This window comes from Streptomyces sp. NPDC014801 (assembly GCF_043082085.1).
Taxonomy (GTDB): domain Bacteria; phylum Actinomycetota; class Actinomycetes; order Streptomycetales; family Streptomycetaceae; genus Streptomyces.
On sequence record NZ_JBIBXG010000008.1, the window covers coordinates 174,608 to 192,488 of the forward strand.

A 17,881-nucleotide genomic window follows, 5' to 3' on the forward strand; every position below is an offset into this window, starting at 1 on the left:
GTCTTCACGCGCCCGCTCACCGCAGGAAGGCGGCGGCGACGCCGGCGTCGACCGGGACGTGCAGGCCGGTGGTGTGGGTGAGGTCGCCGCCGGTGAGCGCGAACACGGCGGCCGCGACGTGCTCGGGCAGCACCTCCCGCTTGAGGAGGGTGCGCTGGGCGTAGAACTCGCCCAGCTTCTCCTCCTCCACCCCGTACACCGCGGCCCGCTGGGCGCCCCAGCCGCCCGCGAAGATGCCGGAGCCGCGCACCACGCCGTCGGGGTTGACGCCGTTGACCCGGATCCCGTGCTCGCCCAGCTCGGCCGCCAGCAGCCGCACCTGGTGGGCCTGGTCGGCCTTGGTCGCCGAGTAGGCGATGTTGTTCGGCCCGGCGAAGACGGCGTTCTTGGAGGCGATGTAGACGATGTCGCCGCCGAGTCCCTGCGCGATCATCACCCGGGCGGCCTCCCGGGACACCAGGAAGGAACCGCGGGCCATGATGTCGTGCTGCAGGTCCCAGTCCCGGGCGGTGGTCTCCAGCAGCGGCTTGGAGATGGAGATCCCGGCGTTGTTCACCACCAGGTCGACCCCGCCGAAGGCGAGGACCGCCTCCCGGAAGGCGACCGCGATCTGCTCCTCGTCCGTGACGTCCACGGTCACGGCGACGGCCCGGTCCGGCCCGCCCAGCTCCTTGGCCACCTGCGCGGCGTTCTCGCCGTCGAGGTCGGCGACGACCACGCACGCGCCCTCGGCGACCAGCCGGTGCGCGATGGCCTTGCCGATGCCGCTGCCGGCTCCGGTGACCAGCGCCACCCGGGTGGCCAGCGGCTTGGGCTTCGGCATCCGCCGGAGCTTGGCCTCCTCCAGCGCCCAGTACTCGATGCGGAACTTCTCGGACTCCTCGATCGGCGCGTACGTCGAGACGGCCTCGGCGCCGCGCATCACGTTGACGGCGTTGACGTAGAACTCGCCGGCCACCCGGGCGGTCTGCTTGTCCTTGCCGAAGGAGAACATGCCGACGCCCGGCACCAGCACGATCGCCGGGTCGGCGCCGCGCATGGCGGGGGAGTCGTCGCTCGCGTGCCGCTCGTAGTAGGCGGCGTACTCCTCGCGGTAGGCGGCGTGCAGCTCCTTCAGCCGCGCGACGGCCTCCTCCAAGGGCGCGGTCGGCGGCAGGTCCAGGACCAGCGGACGCACCTTGGTGCGCAGGAAGTGGTCCGGGCACGAGGTCCCGAGGGCGGCCAGCCGTGGATGCTCGGCGCGGGAGACGAAGTCCAGCACCGTCTCCGAGTCGGTGAAGTGCCCGACCTGCGGCTTGTCCTGCGAGGCGACGGCGCGGACGTACGGCGCGAGCGCGGCGGCCCGCGCCCTGCGCTCGGCCTCGGGCAGCGCCTCGTACCCCTCGATCACCGGACCGAACGGCTCCGCCTTGCCGCGCTCGGCGAGGAAGCGCTCGGCGGTGCGGATGATGTGCAGCGAGTTGCGCTCGCACTCCTCGGAGGTGTTCCCCCAGGCGGTGATGCCGTGCCCGCCGAGGACGCACCCGACGGCCTGCGGGTTGGCCTGCTTGATCGCGGCGATGTCCAGGCCGAGCTGGAACCCGGGCCGCCGCCAGGGCACCCACACCACGGTGTCGCCGAAACACTCGGCGGTCAGCTTCTCCCCGTCGGCGGCGCAGGCGAGCGCGATCCCGGAGTCGGGGTGCAGATGGTCGACGTGGGGGGCGTCGACGAGGCCGTGCATGGCGGTGTCGATGGAGGGCGCGGCGCCGCCCTTGCCGTGCAGGCAGTAGTCGAACGCGGCGACCATCTCGTCCTCGCGCTCGACGCCGGGGTAGACGTCCACGAGCGAGCGCAGCCGGTCGAGCCGCAACACGGCGAGCCCGGCCTCGGTGAGGGTGCCGAGGTCGCCGCCGGACCCCTTGACCCACATCAGTTCCACGTCACCGCCGGTGACGGGATCGGTGGCGGTGCCCTTGGCGGAGGCGTTGCCGCCGGCGTAGTTGGTGGTGCGGGGATCGGAGCCCAGCCGGTGCGACCGGGCGAGGAGAGCGGCGGCTTGGGGGTGGGTGGTCATGAACTGGAGTCCTTTTCGACGAAGGGTGACTCGGCCAACTCAGGGGCGCGGGGCCGCATCGCCATGCGGCTCCACCGCGTGGGCGCGACCGGCCACGGCGGATCCGCACCCCGCAAGGGACAACAACCCGGCGGAGGCGTCACGCCCCCCAGCCGGCCTGCTCCCCACCCACCCGCTCGGCCACGATCCTCTCGGCCCACCCGGAACGGGCGTACGCGGCAAGGGGCTCGGGGTCCAGCCCCATCTCCTCGCGCACCTCCCGCAGCAGCGGCCGCACATCGGTGTTGAACGCGTCCATCAGCACCGCGTTGGCGCCGAGCACGTCACCGCGGGCCTGCGCGTCGGCCAGAGCGACGCGGTCGACCAGCAGTGCCTTCGCCGTGGCCTCCTGCACGTTCATCACCGAGCGGACGATCGCCGGGATCTTCGCCTCGATGTTGTGGCACTGGTCCAGCATGAAGGCCACCTCGGAGGTGAACCCGCCGCCGCGCACCACCTCGTACATGATCCGGAACAGCTGGAAGGGGTCGGCCGCGCCGACCATCAGGTCGTCGTCGGCGTAGAAGCGCGAGTTGAAGTCGAACCCGCCGAGCTTGCCCTCCCGCAGCAGCGTCGCCACGATGAACTCGATGTTGGTGCCCGGCGCGTGATGACCGGTGTCCACCACGACCTGCGCCTTCTCGCCGAGCCGCAGACAGTGGGCGTACGCCGTCCCCCAGTCCGGCACGTCGGTGGTGTAGAAGGCCGGCTCGAACAGCTTGTACTCCAGCAGCATCCGCTGCCCCTCGCCGAGCCGCTCGTACACCTCGGCGAGCCCCTCGGCGAGCCGGTCCTGGCGGGAGCGGATGTCGTCCTGCCCGGGGTAGTTCGTCCCGTCGGCGAACCACAGCTTCAGATCCCGGGAGCCCGTCGCGTCCATGATGTCGACGCACTCCAGCAGATGACCGACCGCCTTGCGGCGCACCGCCGGGTCCGGGTGGCAGATGCTGCCCAGCTTGTAGTCGTCGTCCTGAAACGTGTTCGAGTTGATCGCGCCGAGCTTCAGCCCGCGCTCCTCGGCGTGCTTGGCCAGCGCCCCGTAGTCGTCCACCTTGTCCCACGGGATGTGCAGCGCCACCGTCGGGGCGACGCCGGTCACGGCGTGCACCTGCGCCGCGTCGTCCAGCTTCTCGAACGGGTCACGCGGCACACCCGCCTGGGCGAACACCTTGAAGCGGGTGCCGGAGTTCCCGTACGCCCACGACGGTGTCTCGACGGCCTGGGTCTTGAGCGCGGCCTTCACCGCGGCGAGGTCGGTCACTTCCGGACTCCTGATGGCATCGGTGAAACGATTCAGAAAGCGAAGCTATGAGCCCCCCGGAAGCGTGTCAAGCCCCTGGTCGAGCCCTCTTCGTCGTAACCTGGGCGTGACCTTCTGGCGTCGAAAGTTTTTCGATACGAACCCATTGACGCGGGCGAGCGCCCCTGCCTACGGTCCCGGCAATCCAGTTGAAACCTTTCACGACGCGGCGAGGTTCGACCCGCCGGCGTCGTCGAGGAGCCCTCATGACCCACCCGTCCGCCTCGGGGCCGCCCCCGGTGCTGGCGCTGAAGGACGTCTCGAAGTCCTTCGGCGCCGTCCGGGCCCTGCGGGACGTCTGCCTGGAACTGTTCCCCGGCGAGGCACACGCCCTCGCCGGGGAGAACGGCGCCGGCAAGTCGACCCTGATCAAGACGCTCGCCGGGGTGCACCGGCCGGACGCCGGCCAGGTCCTGCTCGACGGTGAGCCCGTCGCCTTCCACGGCCCCGGCGACGCCCGCGACGCGGGGATCGCCGTGATCTACCAGGAACCCACGCTCTTCCCCGACCTGTCCATCGCCGAGAACATCTTCATGGGCCGTCAGCCCCGCCGCGCCCTCGGCCGGATCGACCACAAGGCCACCCACGCCGCCACCCTCGCGCTGATGCGGCGCCTCGGCGTCGACCTGGATCCCGACCGCCCGGCGCGCGGCCTGTCCATCGCCGACCAGCAGATCGTCGAGATCGCCAAGGCGCTCTCCTTCGACGCCCGCGTGCTGATCATGGACGAGCCGACCGCCGCGCTCACCGGCAGCGAGGTGGCCCGCCTGTTCGGCGTCGTGCGCACCCTGCGCGAACAGGGCGCCGCGGTGCTGTTCATCTCCCACCGGCTGGAGGAGATCTTCGAGATCTGCCAGCGCGTCACCACCCTGCGCGACGGCGCCTGGATCGCCAGTGAACCGCTGGCCGGCATGACCGAGGACGACCTGGTGCGCCGCATGGTCGGCCGCGACCTCGACGAGCTCTACCCCAAGCAGGAGGTGCGGCCCGGCGACGTCGCCCTCAGCGTGCGGCGGCTGACCCGCGAGGGGGTCTTCACCGACGTCTCCTTCGAGGTGCGCCGGGGCGAGATCGTGGGCCTCGCCGGCCTGGTCGGCGCGGGCCGCACCGAGGTCGCCCGCGCCGTGTTCGGCATCGACCGCTGGGACGCCGGCGAGGTCACCGTGAACGGAAAGCGCCTCGTCAACGGCGCGCCGTCGACCGCGATGGCGGCCGGCCTCGCCCTCGTGCCGGAGGACCGGCGCGCCCAGGGCCTGGTGATGGACATGTCGATCGAGCGCAACATCGGCCTGACCGGCCTGCGCACGACCGTGAAGGCCGGCCTCATGGACCGCTCCGCCGAACGCAGCCGCTCCCTCGACTGGGCCGTCAGGCTCCAGGTGAAGTACGCGCGGCTCGCCGACACCGTCTCCACCCTGTCCGGCGGCAACCAGCAGAAGGTCGTCCTCGCCAAGTGGCTGGCCACCGGCCCGCGGGTGCTCATCGTCGACGAGCCGACCCGCGGCATCGACGTCGGCACCAAGGCCGAGGTGCACCGGCTGCTGTCCCAGCTCGCCGCGGACGGGGTGGCGGTGCTGATGATCTCCTCCGACCTGCCCGAGATCCTCGGCATGGCCGACCGTGTCCTCGTCATGCACGAGGGCCGGCTGACCGCCGAGATCCCCCGCTTCGAAGCCACCGAGGAAACCGTGATGGCCGCCGCCACCGGGAGGGCCGCCGCATGACACCCATCGCAGTCAGGAGGGCGGCATGACGGTGCTCACCCCCGACCCCGCCCCGGTCGCCGACGTGCCCAAGTCCGGCGGCACCCGCCTCGTCGACCGCGTCTTCAAGATGCGCGAATTCGCCATCCTGGCCGTCTTCCTGGTGATGATCGCCGTCACCCAGGCGGGCAACAGCCAGTTCCTGTCCGAGCAGGGCATCAAGGACCTGCTGCTGAACGCGACCATCCTGGTGCTGGTCGCCACCGGCCAGTCCCTCGTCGTCATCACCCGCAACGTCGACCTGTCCGTCGGCTCCGTCCTCGGTATCAGCGCCTTCGCCGCCGGGACCTACCTCCAGGGCGGCGGCAACCCCGTCGTCGCGGTCGTCCTCGCCGTGCTCCTCGGCGTCGCCTTCGGCCTGCTCAACGGCCTGCTCGTCAGCCTCGGCCAGGTGCCCGCCCTCGTCGTCACCCTCGGCACCCTGTACATCATCCGCGGCATCGACTCCATCTGGGTGGGCTCCCGCCAGATCACCGCGGCCGACCTGCCCGCCTCCTTCGTCGACTTCGGCTCGGGCGGCATCTCGGCGGTGCCCTACCTGGCGCTGATCGCGCTCGCCGTCCTCGTCGTCACGGCGTACGGCCTCAAGCACTACGGCAGCGGGCGCGAGCTGTACGCGCTCGGCTCCAACCCGGAGGCCGCCCGCCTCGCCGGCATCCCCGTGCGCAAGCGGATCCTCGCCGCGTACACCGTCTGCGGCGCCCTCGCCGGACTCGCCGGCGCGATGTACCTCGCCCGGTTCGGCAACGTCGACTCCGGCACCGGCAGCGGCTACGAACTCACCGTCGTCAGCGCCGTCGTGGTCGGCGGCGTCGTCTTCACCGGCGGCTCCGGCAGCGTGTACGGCGCCGCGCTCGGCGCGCTGCTGCTCACCTCCGTCAACAGCGTGCTGCCCGCCCTCGGCGTCAGCAGCGTGTGGGTGCTCGCCATCAACGGCGCCCTGCTGCTGCTCGCGATCGCCGTCGACCGGATCGTCGCCCTCAGGGTGGCGGCCGCCCTGAAGAAGAAGTCGGCCCGCGTGGCGCCGCTCCCGCAGAAGGGGGAGACCCGACATGCCTGAGTCCCTGACCCGTGCCGTCCGCTGGGACACGGTGGTCGGTGCCCTGCTGATCGTCCTGCTCCTGCTGTCGTTCACCTTCGTGGACGGCTTCGGCAACGCGCTCAACCTGTCGTTCCTGATCGGCAACACCCTGCCGATCGCCCTCATCGCCCTGCCGATGACCCTGCTGGTCGTCTCCGGCGAGATCGACCTGTCGGTGGCCTCCACCGCGGGCCTGTCCGGCGCGGTGATGGGCCGGCTGTGGAACGAGGGCATGGCCATCGAGACGATCATCCCGCTGTGCCTGCTGCTCGGCGTGGTCTGCGGCCTGGTCAACGGCCTGCTCGTGACCCGGCTCGGGCTGCCCTCGCTGGCCGTCACCATCGGCACGCTCGCCCTGTACCGGGGCATCGCGCAGATCGTGCTCGGGGCGAACGCGGTGACCGACTTCCCGTCCCGGTACCTCGACTTCGCCGCCGGACGCCTCGGCGGCACCTTCCTGCCGCAGGCGTTCCTGCCCTTCCTCGTCCTGCTCGTCGTCGCCGTCGTCGTGCTGCACGCCACCCCGTTCGGCCGGTCGCTGTTCGCGATCGGCGCGAGCGAGGAGGCGGCGCGGTTCGCCGGCATCCGGGTCCGGCGCTCCAAGCTGCTGCTGTTCGTCGCTACCGGCTTCATGGCCTCGCTGACCGGCATCTTCTGGGCCCTGCACTACGCCAGTGCCCGCTACGACAACGCCACCGGGCTCGAACTCTCCGTCGTCGCGGCCGTGCTGCTCGGCGGCATCGACTTCGACGGCGGCAAGGGCACGCTGGGCGGCGCGATCGCCGGGGTGTTTCTGCTGGGTGCGCTGCAGAACGTGATGAGCCTGCTGAACGTTTCGGCGCAGTCGCAGATCGTCGTGACCGGGGTGTTGCTCGTCGTGTCCGTGCTCGGGCCTCGTGTGGCCCGTCAGGTCGCCGTCGCCCGCGCGGCGGCTCGCTCCGCCGGGTAGGCCGTTTTCGGCCGCGGGCCTGTCCGTGGCTTCTCCCCTCGTTCTCCGCGCCCCTCTCGGGGCGCGTTCAGCTCCCCCTCGTTTCAAAGGACCTCATGTCATGCACAAGCAATCCCTGCGCCGTACCTGCATCGCCCTCGCTGCCGTGACCACCCTCTCCCTCGCCGCCACCGCCTGCGGTGGCACCACCAAGAACGACGTGCAGAAGGAGGGCGCGGGCGCCGCGGCCGCCGCGGGCAAGGCCGACCCGAACGCCGCCACCAAGAAGGGGCTGACCGTCGGCTTCCTGCCCAAGCAGGTCAACAACCCCTACTTCACCACCGCCGACAAGGGCGGCGAGAAGGCCCTCACCGAGCTGGGCAGCAGCTACAAGGAGGTCGGTCCGTCCAGCGCCACCGACACCGCCGGCCAGGTCTCCTACGTCAACACCCTCACCCAGCAGCAGGTGAACGCGATGGCCGTGTCCGCGCAGGACCCCGGCGCGCTGTGCACCGCGCTGAAGCAGGCCATGAGCAACGGCATCAAGGTCGTCACCTACGACTCCGACACCAAGACCGACTGCCGCAACGCCTTCGTCTCGCAGGCCTCCGCCGAGGACCTCGGCCGCACCGAGGTGCAGCTGATGGCCCGGCAGATCGGCTACAAGGGCGAGATCGCGATCCTGTCCGCCGCGCAGACCGCCACGAACCAGAACACCTGGATCGGGTACATGAAGGAGGAGCTGAAGGACCCCCGGTACAAGGACGTCAAGCTCGTCAAGATCGCTTACGGCAACGACGACCCGCAGCAGTCCTTCCAGCAGACCCAGGGCCTGCTCCAGGAGCACCCGAACCTGAAGGGGATCATCTCCCCGACCACCGTCGGCATCAAGGCGGCCGCCCAGTACCTGTCCGGCTCCAAGTACAAGGGCAAGGTCAAGCTGACCGGCCTCGGCACCCCCGACGACATGCGGGGGTACGTCAAGAACGGCACCGTCGAGGCGTTCGAGCTCTGGGACCCGGCCAAGCTCGGCGACCTCGCCGCGCGGGCCGCCGTGGCCCTGGCCTCCGGCCAGATCACCGGCAAGGAGGGCGAGACGTTCAAGGCCGGCTCGACGACGTACACCATCGGCAAGGACGGCGTGATCAGCCTGGGCAAGCCGACCGTGTTCGACGCCGAGAACATCGACCAGTACCACTTCTGACCGCCGGGGGACACCGATGCAGCGCGTCTGCTTCCTGCTGAAGGTCCGCGCGGACCGGACCGCCGCCTACCGTGAACGTCACGCGGCCGTATGGCCCGAGATGTGCGAGGCGCTCACGGCCACCGGGTGGCACAACTACTCGCTCTTCCTGCGCGACGACGGCCTGCTGGTCGGCTATCTGGAGACCGAGGACTTCGAGGCGGCCAAGGCCGGCATGGAGGCCACCGAGGTCAACGCCCGCTGGCAGGCCGAGATGGCCCCCTTCTTCGAGTCGCTCGACGGGGCCCGCCCCGACGAGGCGATGAAGCCGCTCACCGAGGTGTTCCACCTTGCCTGAGCCACCCCCCGCCCGCCGTGACCCCGCCGCGCCGTGGCCGGATCGCCGCGGCGTCGCGGGCCCGCGGGTCCACCGGCCGGCGCCTGCCGGGCGACGGCGGCCCGCTGAACGCCTTCGCCGAAGGGGCGGCAGACGAGACGCGGATCGGGGCGGACTCCGCCCTTGCGGGGTGACGTACTGTGAAGCTCTCCCCGCCGCTCCCAGAACTGCAGGAGGTTCCCGCCTGATGGCCCAGTCGGTGGGTATCAAGGACGTGGCCCGTGCCGCCGGAGTCTCCGTCGGCACCGTGTCGAACGTGATCAACCGGCCGGACACGGTCGCCAGCGAGACACGGGCGCGGGTGCTCTCCGCGATCGACCGGCTCGGCTACGTCCGCAGCGAGTCCGCGCGCCAGCTGCGCGCGGGCCGCAGCCGGATCATGGGGCTGCTCGTGCTCGACATGGGCAACCCGTTCTTCGTCGACGTCGCGCGCGGCGCCGAACGCGCGGCGCGCGAGGCCGGGCTCGGCGTGATGGTCTGCAACAGCGCGCAGAGCGCGAGCGAGGAGGCCGAGTACCTCTCGCTCTTCGCCGAGCAGCGGGTGCGGGGCGTGCTGCTCACCCCGACCGACGCCTCCGGCCGCAACATCGGCACCTTCCGCCGGCACGGCATCCCCTTCGTGCTCGTCGACCGGGTCGCCGAGGGCGCCGCCGAGTGCTCCGTCTCCGTCGACGACGTCGCCGGCGGCGCGCTCGCGGTGCGCCACCTGGTGGACGCCGGGCACCGCGCGATCGCGTACGTCAGCGGGCCGCCCGGCCTCAACCAGGTCCGCGACCGCCGCACCGGCGCGCTCCACGCCCTCGCCGAGGCGGGGCTCGGCCCGGACGCGCTGCGCGAACTGCCCACCGAGCGCCTCGATGTGGCCGCGGGCCGGGACGCCGGCGCTCGGCTGCTCGGCCTCGCCGACCGGCCCACGGCCGTGTTCTGCGCCAACGACCTGCTCGCCCTCGGCGTGCTGCAGGCCATGTACGCGGCCGGCGTCGGCGTGCCCGACGACCTCGCGATCGTCGGCTACGACGACATCGAGTTCGCCGCCGCCGCGGCCGTCCCGCTCACCTCCGTCCGCCAGCCCGCCGTCACCATCGGCGCGCTGGCCGCCGAGCTGCTGCTGGAGGAGACCGAGGAACGCGGCGGACAGCCGCACGAACACCGCAGGGTGGTCCTCCAGCCGGAACTGGTGGTGCGCCGCTCCAGCCTGCCCGGCCGCTGACCCACCGGCCGGCGGTGACCGGCCTGCCGGCCGGCAGCGGGTGACCCGCCGGCCGGCGACGAAGGCGTCCACCGGGCGGCGACCCGGCGGCGCCGGACGGTCCGGCATGTGCTGAACTGGACCGGCCCGCACACGGGCCCACCCCCGCCCGTACACCGGGCGGACCCGTCCGCACACCGCTCGCACCCCAGAGCCCGGGAGACGCGTTGACCGACAGCTACCGCCAGCCCGGCGTCGTGCTCACCGACCGCCGCTTCACCGTCCCGCTCGACCACGCCGACCCGCACGGGGAGACCATCGAGCTGTACGCCCGCGAGGTGGTCGCGAGCGACAAGGCCGGGCAGGACCTGCCGTGGCTGGTCTACCTCCAGGGCGGCCCCGGCTTCGGCGCGCACCGCTTCGTCGGCCGCGCGGCCTGGCTGGAGCGGGCGCTCCGGGAGTTCCGCGTGCTGCTGCTGGACCAGCGCGGCACCGGAGCCTCCACGCCCGCCAACCGGCAGACGCTGCCGCTGCGCGGCGGCCCCGCCGAACAGGCCGCCTACCTCACCCGCTTCCGCGCCGACTCCATCGTCCGCGACTGCGAGGCGATCCGCCCCCAGGTCACCGGCGGCGCCCCCTGGACCGTGCTCGGGCAGAGCTTCGGCGGCTTCTGCACCGTCACCTACCTCTCCCTCGCCCCCGAGGGCCTGTCCACCGCCCTGATCACCGGCGGGCTGCCCTCCCTGGACGCGCACGCCGACGACGTCTACCGCGCCGCCTACCCGCGCGTCGAGCGCAAGGTCGCCGCGCACTACGCCCGCTACCCGAGGGACGTCGAGCGGGTCCGCCGGATCGCCGACCACCTGCTGCACCACGACGTGGTCCTGCCCGGCGGGTACCGGCTCACCGTCGAGGCCTTCCAGTCCCTCGGCATCCTGCTCGGCAGCGGCGACGGCAGCCACCGCCTGCACTACCTGCTGGAGGACGCCTTCGTGCGCACCCCCGGCGGATCGCGGCTGTCCGACGCCTTCCAGGAGGAGGTGCGGTCCCTGCTGTCCTACGCCGGACACCCGCTCTACGCCCTCGTCCACGAGGCGATCTACGGCCAGGACGAGCGCCCCACCGCCTGGGCCGCCGAACGGGTGCGCGCGGAGTTCCCCCGATTCGACGCCGCGAAGGCGCTCGCGGGCGACGGGCCGGTCCTGCTCACCGGTGAGACCGTCCACCCGTGGATGTTCGACTGCGACCCGGCGCTGCGCCCGCTGAAGGAGACCGCCGACCTGCTCGCCGCCCGCACCGACTGGACGCCGCTGTACGACCGTGAGCGGCTGGCCGCCAACGAGGTCCCGGTCGCCGCGGCCGTCTACCACGACGACATGTACGTCGACACCGCCCACTCCCTGGCCACCGCGCGGGCGATCCGCGGCCTGCGCACCTGGGTGACGGACGAGTTCGAGCACGACGGGGTGCGCGCGGGCGGCCCCCGCGTCCTGGACCGGCTGCTCGCGCTCGCCCGCGACGAGGTGTGACCCCTCCCCGGGCCGCCGGGCGACCCCGGCAAGATCCACAAATGGGGGGCCGCCGCCGGGTGCCGCGGGCTAGTCTGCGGCCATGACCGAGCCCACGACGCCCCCGCTGCGGCCCCTGCCGGACGACTGGCAGCGCGCCCTGGCCGTGGTGGCCCACCCCGACGACCTGGAATACGGCTGCTCGGCCGCCGTCGCCGCCTGGACCGACGCCGGCCGGGAGGTCGCCTATGTACTGGCGACCCGGGGAGAGGCCGGCATCGACACCCTCGACCCCGCCCGCTGCGGCCCGCTGCGCGAGCGCGAACAGCTCGCGAGCGCGGCCGCCGTCGGCGTCTTTCGCGTGGAGTTCCTCGACCACCGGGACGGGGTGATCGAGTACGGCCTCGCGCTGCGCCGGGACATCGCCGCCGCGATCCGCCGCCACCGCCCCGAGCTGGTGATCACCCTCAACCACCGCGACACCTGGGGCGGCGTCGCCTGGAACACCCCCGACCATGTGGCGGTCGGCCGGGCCACCCTCGACGCCGCCGCCGACGCGGGCAACCGCTGGATCTTCCCCGAACTGACCGAACAGGGCCTCGAGCCCTGGAACGGGGTGCGCTGGGTCGCGGTCGCCGGCTCCGCCTCGCCCACCCACGCCGTGGACGCGACGCCCGGCCTGGAGCGCGCGGTGCGCTCGCTGCTCGCCCACCGCACCTACATCGAGGCGCTGACCGACGAGGACCCCGAGACGTACGCCCGCGGCTTCCTCACCGCGAACGCCCAGGCGGTGGCGGAACGCTTCGGCGGCCGGCCGGCCGTGGCCTTCGAGCTGTTCAGCCGATGACGACCTCCGGGGGAGACGCGCGCATGGACACGACCAGGGAACTCGCCGACCGCTTCGAGGAGCACCGCGGCCACCTGAGGGCCGTGGCCTACCGCATGCTCGGCTCGCTGGCCGAGGCGGAGGACGCGGTGCAGGAGACCTGGCTGAAGCTCAGCCGCACCGGCGCCGACGGCATCGACAACCTCGGCGGCTGGCTGACCACGGTGACCGGCCGGGTCTGCCTGGACCAGCTGCGCTCGCGCGCCGCCCGCCGCGAGGAGTCGATCGACGACCGCGTCGACACCTACGTCCCCGACCCCGAACTGCGCCCGCTGTCCCGGTTCGACCCGGAGGAGGAGATCCTGCACGCCGACTCGGTCGGTCTCGCCCTCCTCGTCGTCCTGGAGAACCTGGAACCGGACGAGCGGCTCGCCTTCGTGCTGCACGATCTGTTCGCGGTGCCGTTCGACGACATCGCGCCGATCGTGGACCGCACCCCGGCGGCCACCCGCCAGCTCGCCAGCCGGGCCCGCCGCCGGGTGCGCGGCGCCGAGCCGGCCGCCGAGCCCGACCTGGGCCGGCAGAAGGAGGTGCTGGACGCCTTCCTCGCCGCCTCCCGCGCCGGCGACTTCGAGGCGCTGGTCGGGCTGCTCCACCCCGAGGTCACCCTGCGGGTGGACTCCGGGACCCTCGTGCGCGGCGAGGCCTCCTCCCGGGTGCTCCAGGGCGCCAGGTCCGTGGCCGAGCAGGCGCTGCTGTTCGCCCGGTTCGCCCCGTCCGCGCGGATGGTGCTGGTCAACGGGGCGCTCGGGTTCGTCAACGTCCCCGAGTCCGGGCCGCGTTCGGTCATGGCCGTCACCGTGGCCGACGGCCGGATCACCGGCCTGTACATCCTGGCCGACCCCGAGCGGCTGGACCGCCTCGACCTCGACCTCGACGGTCTCACCGGCTGACGGGGCCTCGGCCCGCGGCGCCGCAGGATCCGCCCCGCGGCGCCGCCCGGGAGGAAGGGCTCAGCTCCCGGCTCCGTGCACGGGGCAGCGCGGGGTGTCCGGCGCGGCCGGCGCGACGGCGTGCTCCCCGGTAGCCGGGTGCGGGACCGCCGGGGCCGGGGCCGGGGTCCGGCGTTCCAGGCGCAGCCGCAGGCCCTCCGGCATCAGGGTGAGCCGCTCGGCCACCCGCAGCCGGTAGCCGGGGTCGGGCAGGAAGGAGTAGCGGCGCAGCAGCAGGCCGAGGACCAGGGTCGCCTCGTGCAGCGCGAACTGGCGGCCGATGCAGGCCCGCGCTCCGGTGCCGAACGGCTTGAACACGTGCGCGGGCCGCGCCCGGACGGCCTGCGCGTCGAAGCGGTCCGGGTCGAACCGCTCGGCGTCCGCGCCCCAGACCGCCGGGTCGCGGTGCAGCATCGGCGTCAGCACCAGGGCCCACGCACCCCGCCGCATCGGATGCTCCCCGGCCAGCACCGTGTCCCGCAGGGCCTCGCGGGCGTACGCGGGCGCGGTCGGCCACAGCCGCAGTGACTCGTCGAGCACCCGGCGCACGTACCGCAGCTTGGCCACCTGCTCGTAGGCGGGTGTCTCCGTGCCGCCCCACACCCGCTCGACCTCGGCGCGGGCGCGGGCGGCGACCTCGGGGTGCCGGGCGAGGTAGTACAGCGCGAAGGAGAGCGCGCCCGAGGTGGTCTCGTGCCCGGCGACGAGGAAGGTGATGACCTGGCGCCGCACGTTGAGCGCGGACAGCCGCTCCCCGGTTTCGGGGTGGGCGGTCTGCAGCATCCGGTCGAGCAGGTCGCCGCTCCCGCCGCCCGCCGCGCGACGGGCCCGCACCACCTCGTCCACGGTCGTGTTCAGATACGCCATGTCGGCCGCGTTGCGCCGGCTCGCGCCGCGCAGCAGCAGCCGGGCCGCGGGCGCCGGCACGGTGTTGAGCCGCTGCGCGTAGCTCAGCGTGCCGACCATCGCGGTGACGAAGGGGTGCAGCCGGGGCCGCTCGAAGGAGCCGAAGTCGTACCCGAAGCCGGTGCGGGCGATCGTCTCCAGGGTCAGCTTGGTCATGTCCCCGGGCACGTCCACCTCCCCGCCCGCGGCGGCGGCCCGGTCCCAGTGCTCGGTCAGCTGCGCGGCGACGTCCAGCATCATCGGGTGGTAGCCGGCCATCGCCTCCCGGCCGAAGCCGGGCGCCAGGACGTCGTGCGCGAGCTGCCAGTTGGGCTCGTGGTTGTACGCCGTGAACAGCGCGTCCCCGACGACCGGGCGCAGGTTGGCGATGCCCAGGCCCACGTGCTTGGCGAAGCGCGACTCGTCGGACAGGTCGGCGACGAGCCCGGCGCCCCACACGAGCACGAATTCCTTGCCGAAGGCCCGCCGGCGGAAGATCGGGCCGAGCGCGCGGGCGTACCGCAGCGAGTCCTGGACCGGGGTGGTCCGGTGGGCGCCGAGGACGTCGCCGAGCAGGGGCAGCCGGTGCGGCGGATGCGGAATGCGGTGCAGCTCGGGCCAGCCCAGCTCGGCGCTGCGGAACCCTCCGGTCGGGCGGCCGTGGTCTGCCCTGGCGTCGGCCATGACGCGATCTCCCTTGATCCAGCGGCATGTTGAGCGTGATGCGGCGTGTTGTACATGGGTTCAATAACGTGTTTCAGTCTGGTCCCGTTGTTGAATCCGCGTCAAGTAAAGTGCGGGCATGGCCGCGAACCAGAGCGGGCGCACCCGCCGCCGGCTCAGCACCGAGGAGCGCCGCGAGCAGCTGCTGTCCGTGGGCGCGCGGCTGTTCTCGGAGAGCCCCTACGACGACGTGTGGATCGAGCAGGTCGCGGAGATCGCCGGGGTCTCGCGCGGTCTGCTGTACCACTACTTCCCGACGAAACGGGACTTCTTCGCCGCGGTCGTGGAGCGGGAGAGCGCGCGGATGCTGCGGATGACGGCCGCGGTGCCCGGGGTGCCGGTGCGCGAGCAGCTCACCGCGGGGCTCGACACGTATCTGGAGTACGTCCACGCGCACGCGCACGGCTACCGCGCCTTCCATCGCGCCGACGCGGCCGGCGACCAGGCCGTACGGCGGGTCTATCAGCGGGCGCTGGCGGCGCAGGAGCGGCAGATCCTCGCGGCGCTGGCGGCGGACCCGGAGTTCGGGCCCGTCTTCGAGCAGCGCCCCGACGTCCGCCTGGCCGTCCGCGGCTGGCTGGCGTTCACCACGGCCGTGTGCCTGGAGTGGCTGCGCGGTGCGGAGCTGAGCCGGGAGCAGGTGCGGGACCTGTGCGCCCGGGCGCTGCTCGGCGTGCTCACGGACTGAACGCCCGCCGATCCCTGCCCGGGCCGCCGATCTCTCTCCGGGCCCGCCGATCTCTCTCCGGGCCTGTCACTCCCTGTCCGGGTGGGGGCGTGGTTGGCGTGCACCTCGATCTCCGATAGGTTAGGTGAGCCTTACCTAAGGAGGTTTCGGATGGGTGACAGCCAGACGTGGGCCGCCGCGCCCGCAGCGGCCGAACGGGCCCGGTCGGTGCTCGCCGCCGCCTGGTCCTGCGCGGTGACCGCCGAGGGCGGCCGCGAGGAGTTCATCGGCGCGCACGAGGTGACCGGCGGCGGACGGGTGCTGCTGCGCCTGCCCGAGGACAGCGCACTGTGGGCCGCCGCGATCTGCGCGCCCCGCGGGGAGCCGTCCGCGGTGCTGGAGTTCGCCGACGTCGCCCCCGTCCCCGTCCGCCGGCGCATCCGCGCCCGGCTGTGGCTGGCCGGCTGGTTCGCGGCCGAGGACGACCACCTCGTCTTCCGGCCCACCCGCGTGGTGCTGCGCCGCCCCTCCGGCGCCGTCGTCGTCGGCCTCGACGACTTCGCCGCCGCCGCGCCCGACCCGCTGGCCGGTGCAGAGGCCCACCTGCTCACCCACCTCGCCGACGCCCACCCCGACGCCGTCGAACGCCTCACCCGGCTCGTCGACCCGGGCAGCCTGCACGGCGCCGTACGGGTCCGGCCGCTCGCCGTCGACCGGCACGGGCTGACGCTGCGCATCGAGTGCGCCCGCACCCACGGCGACGTACGCCTGCCCTTCCACACGCCCGCCGACGACGTCGGGCAGCTCACCGAGCGCATGCACCACCTGCTCGCGCAGGCGAGCGCCGCCGGCTGCCCGCGCGCCCTACAGCGGCAGCGCGCAGACCGCGACCGGTGACGGGAACGGCTCTCCGGCGAGCCGCAGATCACCGGTGCGGCCGTCGACGTGGAAGACGCTGACCGTGCCCGACTTCTGGTTCGCGGCGAACAGCAGCCGGCCGTCGGGGGAGAGGGCGATCTGCCGGGGGAAGTCGCCGGAGACGGGCACCGTGCCGAGCAGCCTCAGCCGTGCGCCGTCCGCCTCCACCGCGTACCGGGCCAGGCTGTTGTGGCCCCGGTTGGCGAGGAAGACGTACCGGCCGTCGGCCGTCACGACGCACTGGGCCGGGTAGTTGGTGCCGCCGTCCGCGCCCGTGGACTGCGGCTCGCCGACCGTCAGCCGGCCGCTCGCCGGGTCGTAGCCGCATACCGTCACCGAGTTGCCGACCTCGCCGACGAGATAGGCGTGGCGGCCGCCCGGATGGAAGGTCAGATGGCGCGGGCCGGTGCCGGGGCGGGTGCGGGCCTGCGCGACCTCCGTGAGCTTCCCGGTGCGCGGGTCCAGACGGTAGGTGTACACGGTGTCCGTGCCCAGGTCGACGGCGAGGACGTGACCTCCGTCGGGGCTCGTGACGACCTGGTGCGCGTGCGGCCCCTCCTGGCCCGGACCGGGCGCCGGACGGGTGTGCGTGACCAGGTCGGCGCGCTCGCCCGGCGCGCCCGAGGCGCCGATCGGATGCACCGCGACACTGCCCGAGCCGTAGTTCGCGCTCAGCAGCCACCGCCCGCTCGGATGCACCGACAGATGACAGGGCGCGGCGCCCCCGGTGCCACGGCTGCCCAGCACCCGGCGGTCGGCGAGCCGGACGGCGGTCACCGCGCCGTCGTCCCGTTCGTCCACGGCGTACAGCGTCCGCCCGTCGGGATGCAGCGCCAGATACGACGGGTCGGCGACGCCCGTCAGCGTGTCCCGCCCGGTGATGCGGCCCGTCGCCGGGTCGTACACCGCCAGCCCGATGCCCGTGCCGCCGCCGGGCACCGAGGTGTAGGTGCCGAGGCACAGGGGACGCGGCGCGGGCGCGCGATCGGCCTGCCCGGAGGGGCGGGCCGCCGTCCCGGGCGCGGCGGACGCGCCGGACTCCCGCCCGCTCCCGCACGCCCCCAGGGCCCCGAGGGCGGCGACACCGCCGAAAGCCCCCACGATCCGACGGCGACTCCAGCGGGTGTCACCGACGGCCGGCGGCTGTGTCCGACGGGCCGCGGCGAGCCACCGGTCCGGATCGACGCCACGCCCGGCCGAGGGCTCCCGTCCGTCGGTTCGGCGGTCCGTTCCGTCGGCCCCGCCCTGCGCGGAGGGGCGGTGCGCTCCGTCGGTCCCGCGCGCCGCCGGGCCGGGACTGCGCCGGCTCCCGCCGGCTCCGCCTGCCGTTCGCCCGCCACTGACCATGCCCGCACCTCAGCTCGTCGCCCCGCCGATCGTGGCAGCCACCCTCGCAACCCGCCCCCACACGACGCAACCCGGCACC

At 73.3% G+C, this 17,881-nt stretch carries 15 protein-coding genes; 11 read left to right on the forward strand and 4 right to left on the reverse strand.

Going from position 1 to position 17,881, the window contains the following annotated elements; translation table 11 throughout:
- Nucleotides 1–16: 16 nt before the first annotated feature.
- Together ACF1AL_RS20695 and rhaI are read right to left on the reverse strand one after the other, a co-directional pair.
- Nucleotides 17–2,056: a bifunctional aldolase/short-chain dehydrogenase gene (locus tag ACF1AL_RS20695; protein ID WP_391818263.1), complete on the reverse strand. Its 2,040-nt coding sequence runs from the start codon at nucleotides 2,054–2,056 to the stop codon at nucleotides 17–19.
- A gap of 139 nt (nucleotides 2,057–2,195) precedes the next feature.
- On the reverse strand, nucleotides 2,196–3,356 hold the full coding sequence (gene rhaI / locus ACF1AL_RS20700) for an L-rhamnose isomerase (RefSeq protein ID WP_386417715.1): 1,161 nt from the start codon (nucleotides 3,354–3,356) through the stop codon (nucleotides 2,196–2,198).
- Nucleotides 3,357–3,601: 245 nt separating this feature from the next.
- On the opposite strand from rhaI, the gene ACF1AL_RS20705 reads away from it, so the two are divergent.
- The 9 genes from ACF1AL_RS20705 to ACF1AL_RS20745 all read left to right on the forward strand — a co-directional run bounded on the left by ACF1AL_RS20705 (nucleotide 3,602) and on the right by ACF1AL_RS20745 (nucleotide 13,223).
- Complete coding sequence (locus ACF1AL_RS20705) at nucleotides 3,602–5,119, forward strand: sugar ABC transporter ATP-binding protein (protein WP_366840260.1); 1,518 nt, start codon at nucleotides 3,602–3,604, stop codon at nucleotides 5,117–5,119.
- Nucleotides 5,120–5,144: 25 nt separating this feature from the next.
- A complete protein-coding gene (locus tag ACF1AL_RS20710) occupies nucleotides 5,145–6,218 on the forward strand; it encodes an ABC transporter permease (RefSeq protein ID WP_366840259.1) in 1,074 nt (357 codons plus the stop codon).
- Nucleotides 6,211–7,188, forward strand: a complete 978-nt coding sequence (locus ACF1AL_RS20715; RefSeq protein ID WP_391826818.1) for an ABC transporter permease — start codon at nucleotides 6,211–6,213, stop codon at nucleotides 7,186–7,188. The genes ACF1AL_RS20710 and ACF1AL_RS20715 overlap by 8 nt, the downstream gene beginning before the upstream one ends.
- A 100-nt stretch (nucleotides 7,189–7,288) precedes the next feature.
- Nucleotides 7,289–8,371: a rhamnose ABC transporter substrate-binding protein gene (rhaS, locus tag ACF1AL_RS20720; protein ID WP_366840257.1), complete on the forward strand. Its 1,083-nt coding sequence runs from the start codon at nucleotides 7,289–7,291 to the stop codon at nucleotides 8,369–8,371.
- Between the two features lie 16 nt (nucleotides 8,372–8,387).
- Complete coding sequence (locus ACF1AL_RS20725) at nucleotides 8,388–8,708, forward strand: L-rhamnose mutarotase (RefSeq protein WP_366840256.1); 321 nt, start codon at nucleotides 8,388–8,390, stop codon at nucleotides 8,706–8,708.
- Nucleotides 8,709–8,934: 226 nt separating this feature from the next.
- Nucleotides 8,935–9,957 carry a LacI family DNA-binding transcriptional regulator gene (locus tag ACF1AL_RS20730; protein ID WP_391826821.1) on the forward strand — a complete coding sequence of 341 codons (1,023 nt, stop codon included), beginning with the start codon at nucleotides 8,935–8,937 and terminating at the stop codon, nucleotides 9,955–9,957.
- A gap of 206 nt (nucleotides 9,958–10,163) precedes the next feature.
- A complete protein-coding gene (locus ACF1AL_RS20735; RefSeq protein WP_391826823.1) occupies nucleotides 10,164–11,465 on the forward strand; it encodes an alpha/beta fold hydrolase in 1,302 nt (433 codons plus the stop codon).
- Between the two features lie 82 nt (nucleotides 11,466–11,547).
- The gene (locus ACF1AL_RS20740) at nucleotides 11,548–12,291 is read left to right on the forward strand and encodes a PIG-L deacetylase family protein (RefSeq protein ID WP_366840253.1); all 744 of its coding nucleotides are present in this window, start codon (nucleotides 11,548–11,550) and stop codon (nucleotides 12,289–12,291) included.
- Between the two features lie 23 nt (nucleotides 12,292–12,314).
- The gene (locus ACF1AL_RS20745; protein WP_391658635.1) at nucleotides 12,315–13,223 is read left to right on the forward strand and encodes a sigma-70 family RNA polymerase sigma factor; all 909 of its coding nucleotides are present in this window, start codon (nucleotides 12,315–12,317) and stop codon (nucleotides 13,221–13,223) included.
- Between the two features lie 60 nt (nucleotides 13,224–13,283).
- Here ACF1AL_RS20745 and ACF1AL_RS20750 read toward each other — a convergent pair whose 3' ends face one another.
- Complete coding sequence (locus tag ACF1AL_RS20750; protein ID WP_391826825.1) at nucleotides 13,284–14,831, reverse strand: cytochrome P450; 1,548 nt, start codon at nucleotides 14,829–14,831, stop codon at nucleotides 13,284–13,286.
- 118 nt (nucleotides 14,832–14,949) lie between these two features.
- Between ACF1AL_RS20750 and ACF1AL_RS20755 the strand changes: the two genes are divergently transcribed.
- Nucleotides 14,950–15,558 carry a TetR/AcrR family transcriptional regulator gene (locus tag ACF1AL_RS20755; protein WP_391826827.1) on the forward strand — a complete coding sequence of 203 codons (609 nt, stop codon included), beginning with the start codon at nucleotides 14,950–14,952 and terminating at the stop codon, nucleotides 15,556–15,558.
- Nucleotides 15,559–15,708: 150 nt separating this feature from the next.
- Entirely contained in the window at nucleotides 15,709–16,434 is a 726-nt protein-coding gene (locus ACF1AL_RS20760) for a DUF2470 domain-containing protein (protein WP_391818253.1), read from the forward strand.
- Here the strand turns inward: ACF1AL_RS20760 and ACF1AL_RS20765 are convergent.
- Entirely contained in the window at nucleotides 16,402–17,520 is a 1,119-nt protein-coding gene (locus ACF1AL_RS20765; RefSeq protein WP_391818750.1) for a lactonase family protein, read from the reverse strand. The genes ACF1AL_RS20760 and ACF1AL_RS20765 overlap by 33 nt on opposite strands.
- Nucleotides 17,521–17,881 lie beyond the last annotated feature (361 nt).

Bases quoted from the DNA above. Each gene is read 5' to 3' on its own strand.
- ACF1AL_RS20695 (WP_391818263.1), bottom strand. From the start codon at position 2,056: ATGACCACCCACCCCCAAGCCGCCGCTCTCCTCGCCCGGTCGCACCGG.
- ACF1AL_RS20705 (WP_366840260.1), top strand. From the start codon at position 3,602: ATGACCCACCCGTCCGCCTCGGGGCCGCCCCCGGTGCTGGCGCTGAAG.
- ACF1AL_RS20710 (WP_366840259.1), top strand. From the start codon at position 5,145: ATGACGGTGCTCACCCCCGACCCCGCCCCGGTCGCCGACGTGCCCAAG.
- ACF1AL_RS20715 (WP_391826818.1), top strand. From the start codon at position 6,211: ATGCCTGAGTCCCTGACCCGTGCCGTCCGCTGGGACACGGTGGTCGGT.
- rhaS (WP_366840257.1), top strand. From the start codon at position 7,289: ATGCACAAGCAATCCCTGCGCCGTACCTGCATCGCCCTCGCTGCCGTG.
- ACF1AL_RS20725 (WP_366840256.1), top strand. From the start codon at position 8,388: ATGCAGCGCGTCTGCTTCCTGCTGAAGGTCCGCGCGGACCGGACCGCC.
- ACF1AL_RS20730 (WP_391826821.1), top strand. From the start codon at position 8,935: ATGGCCCAGTCGGTGGGTATCAAGGACGTGGCCCGTGCCGCCGGAGTC.
- ACF1AL_RS20740 (WP_366840253.1), top strand. From the start codon at position 11,548: ATGACCGAGCCCACGACGCCCCCGCTGCGGCCCCTGCCGGACGACTGG.
- ACF1AL_RS20745 (WP_391658635.1), top strand. From the start codon at position 12,315: ATGGACACGACCAGGGAACTCGCCGACCGCTTCGAGGAGCACCGCGGC.
- ACF1AL_RS20750 (WP_391826825.1), bottom strand. From the start codon at position 14,831: ATGGCCGACGCCAGGGCAGACCACGGCCGCCCGACCGGAGGGTTCCGC.
- ACF1AL_RS20755 (WP_391826827.1), top strand. From the start codon at position 14,950: ATGGCCGCGAACCAGAGCGGGCGCACCCGCCGCCGGCTCAGCACCGAG.
- ACF1AL_RS20760 (WP_391818253.1), top strand. From the start codon at position 15,709: ATGGGTGACAGCCAGACGTGGGCCGCCGCGCCCGCAGCGGCCGAACGG.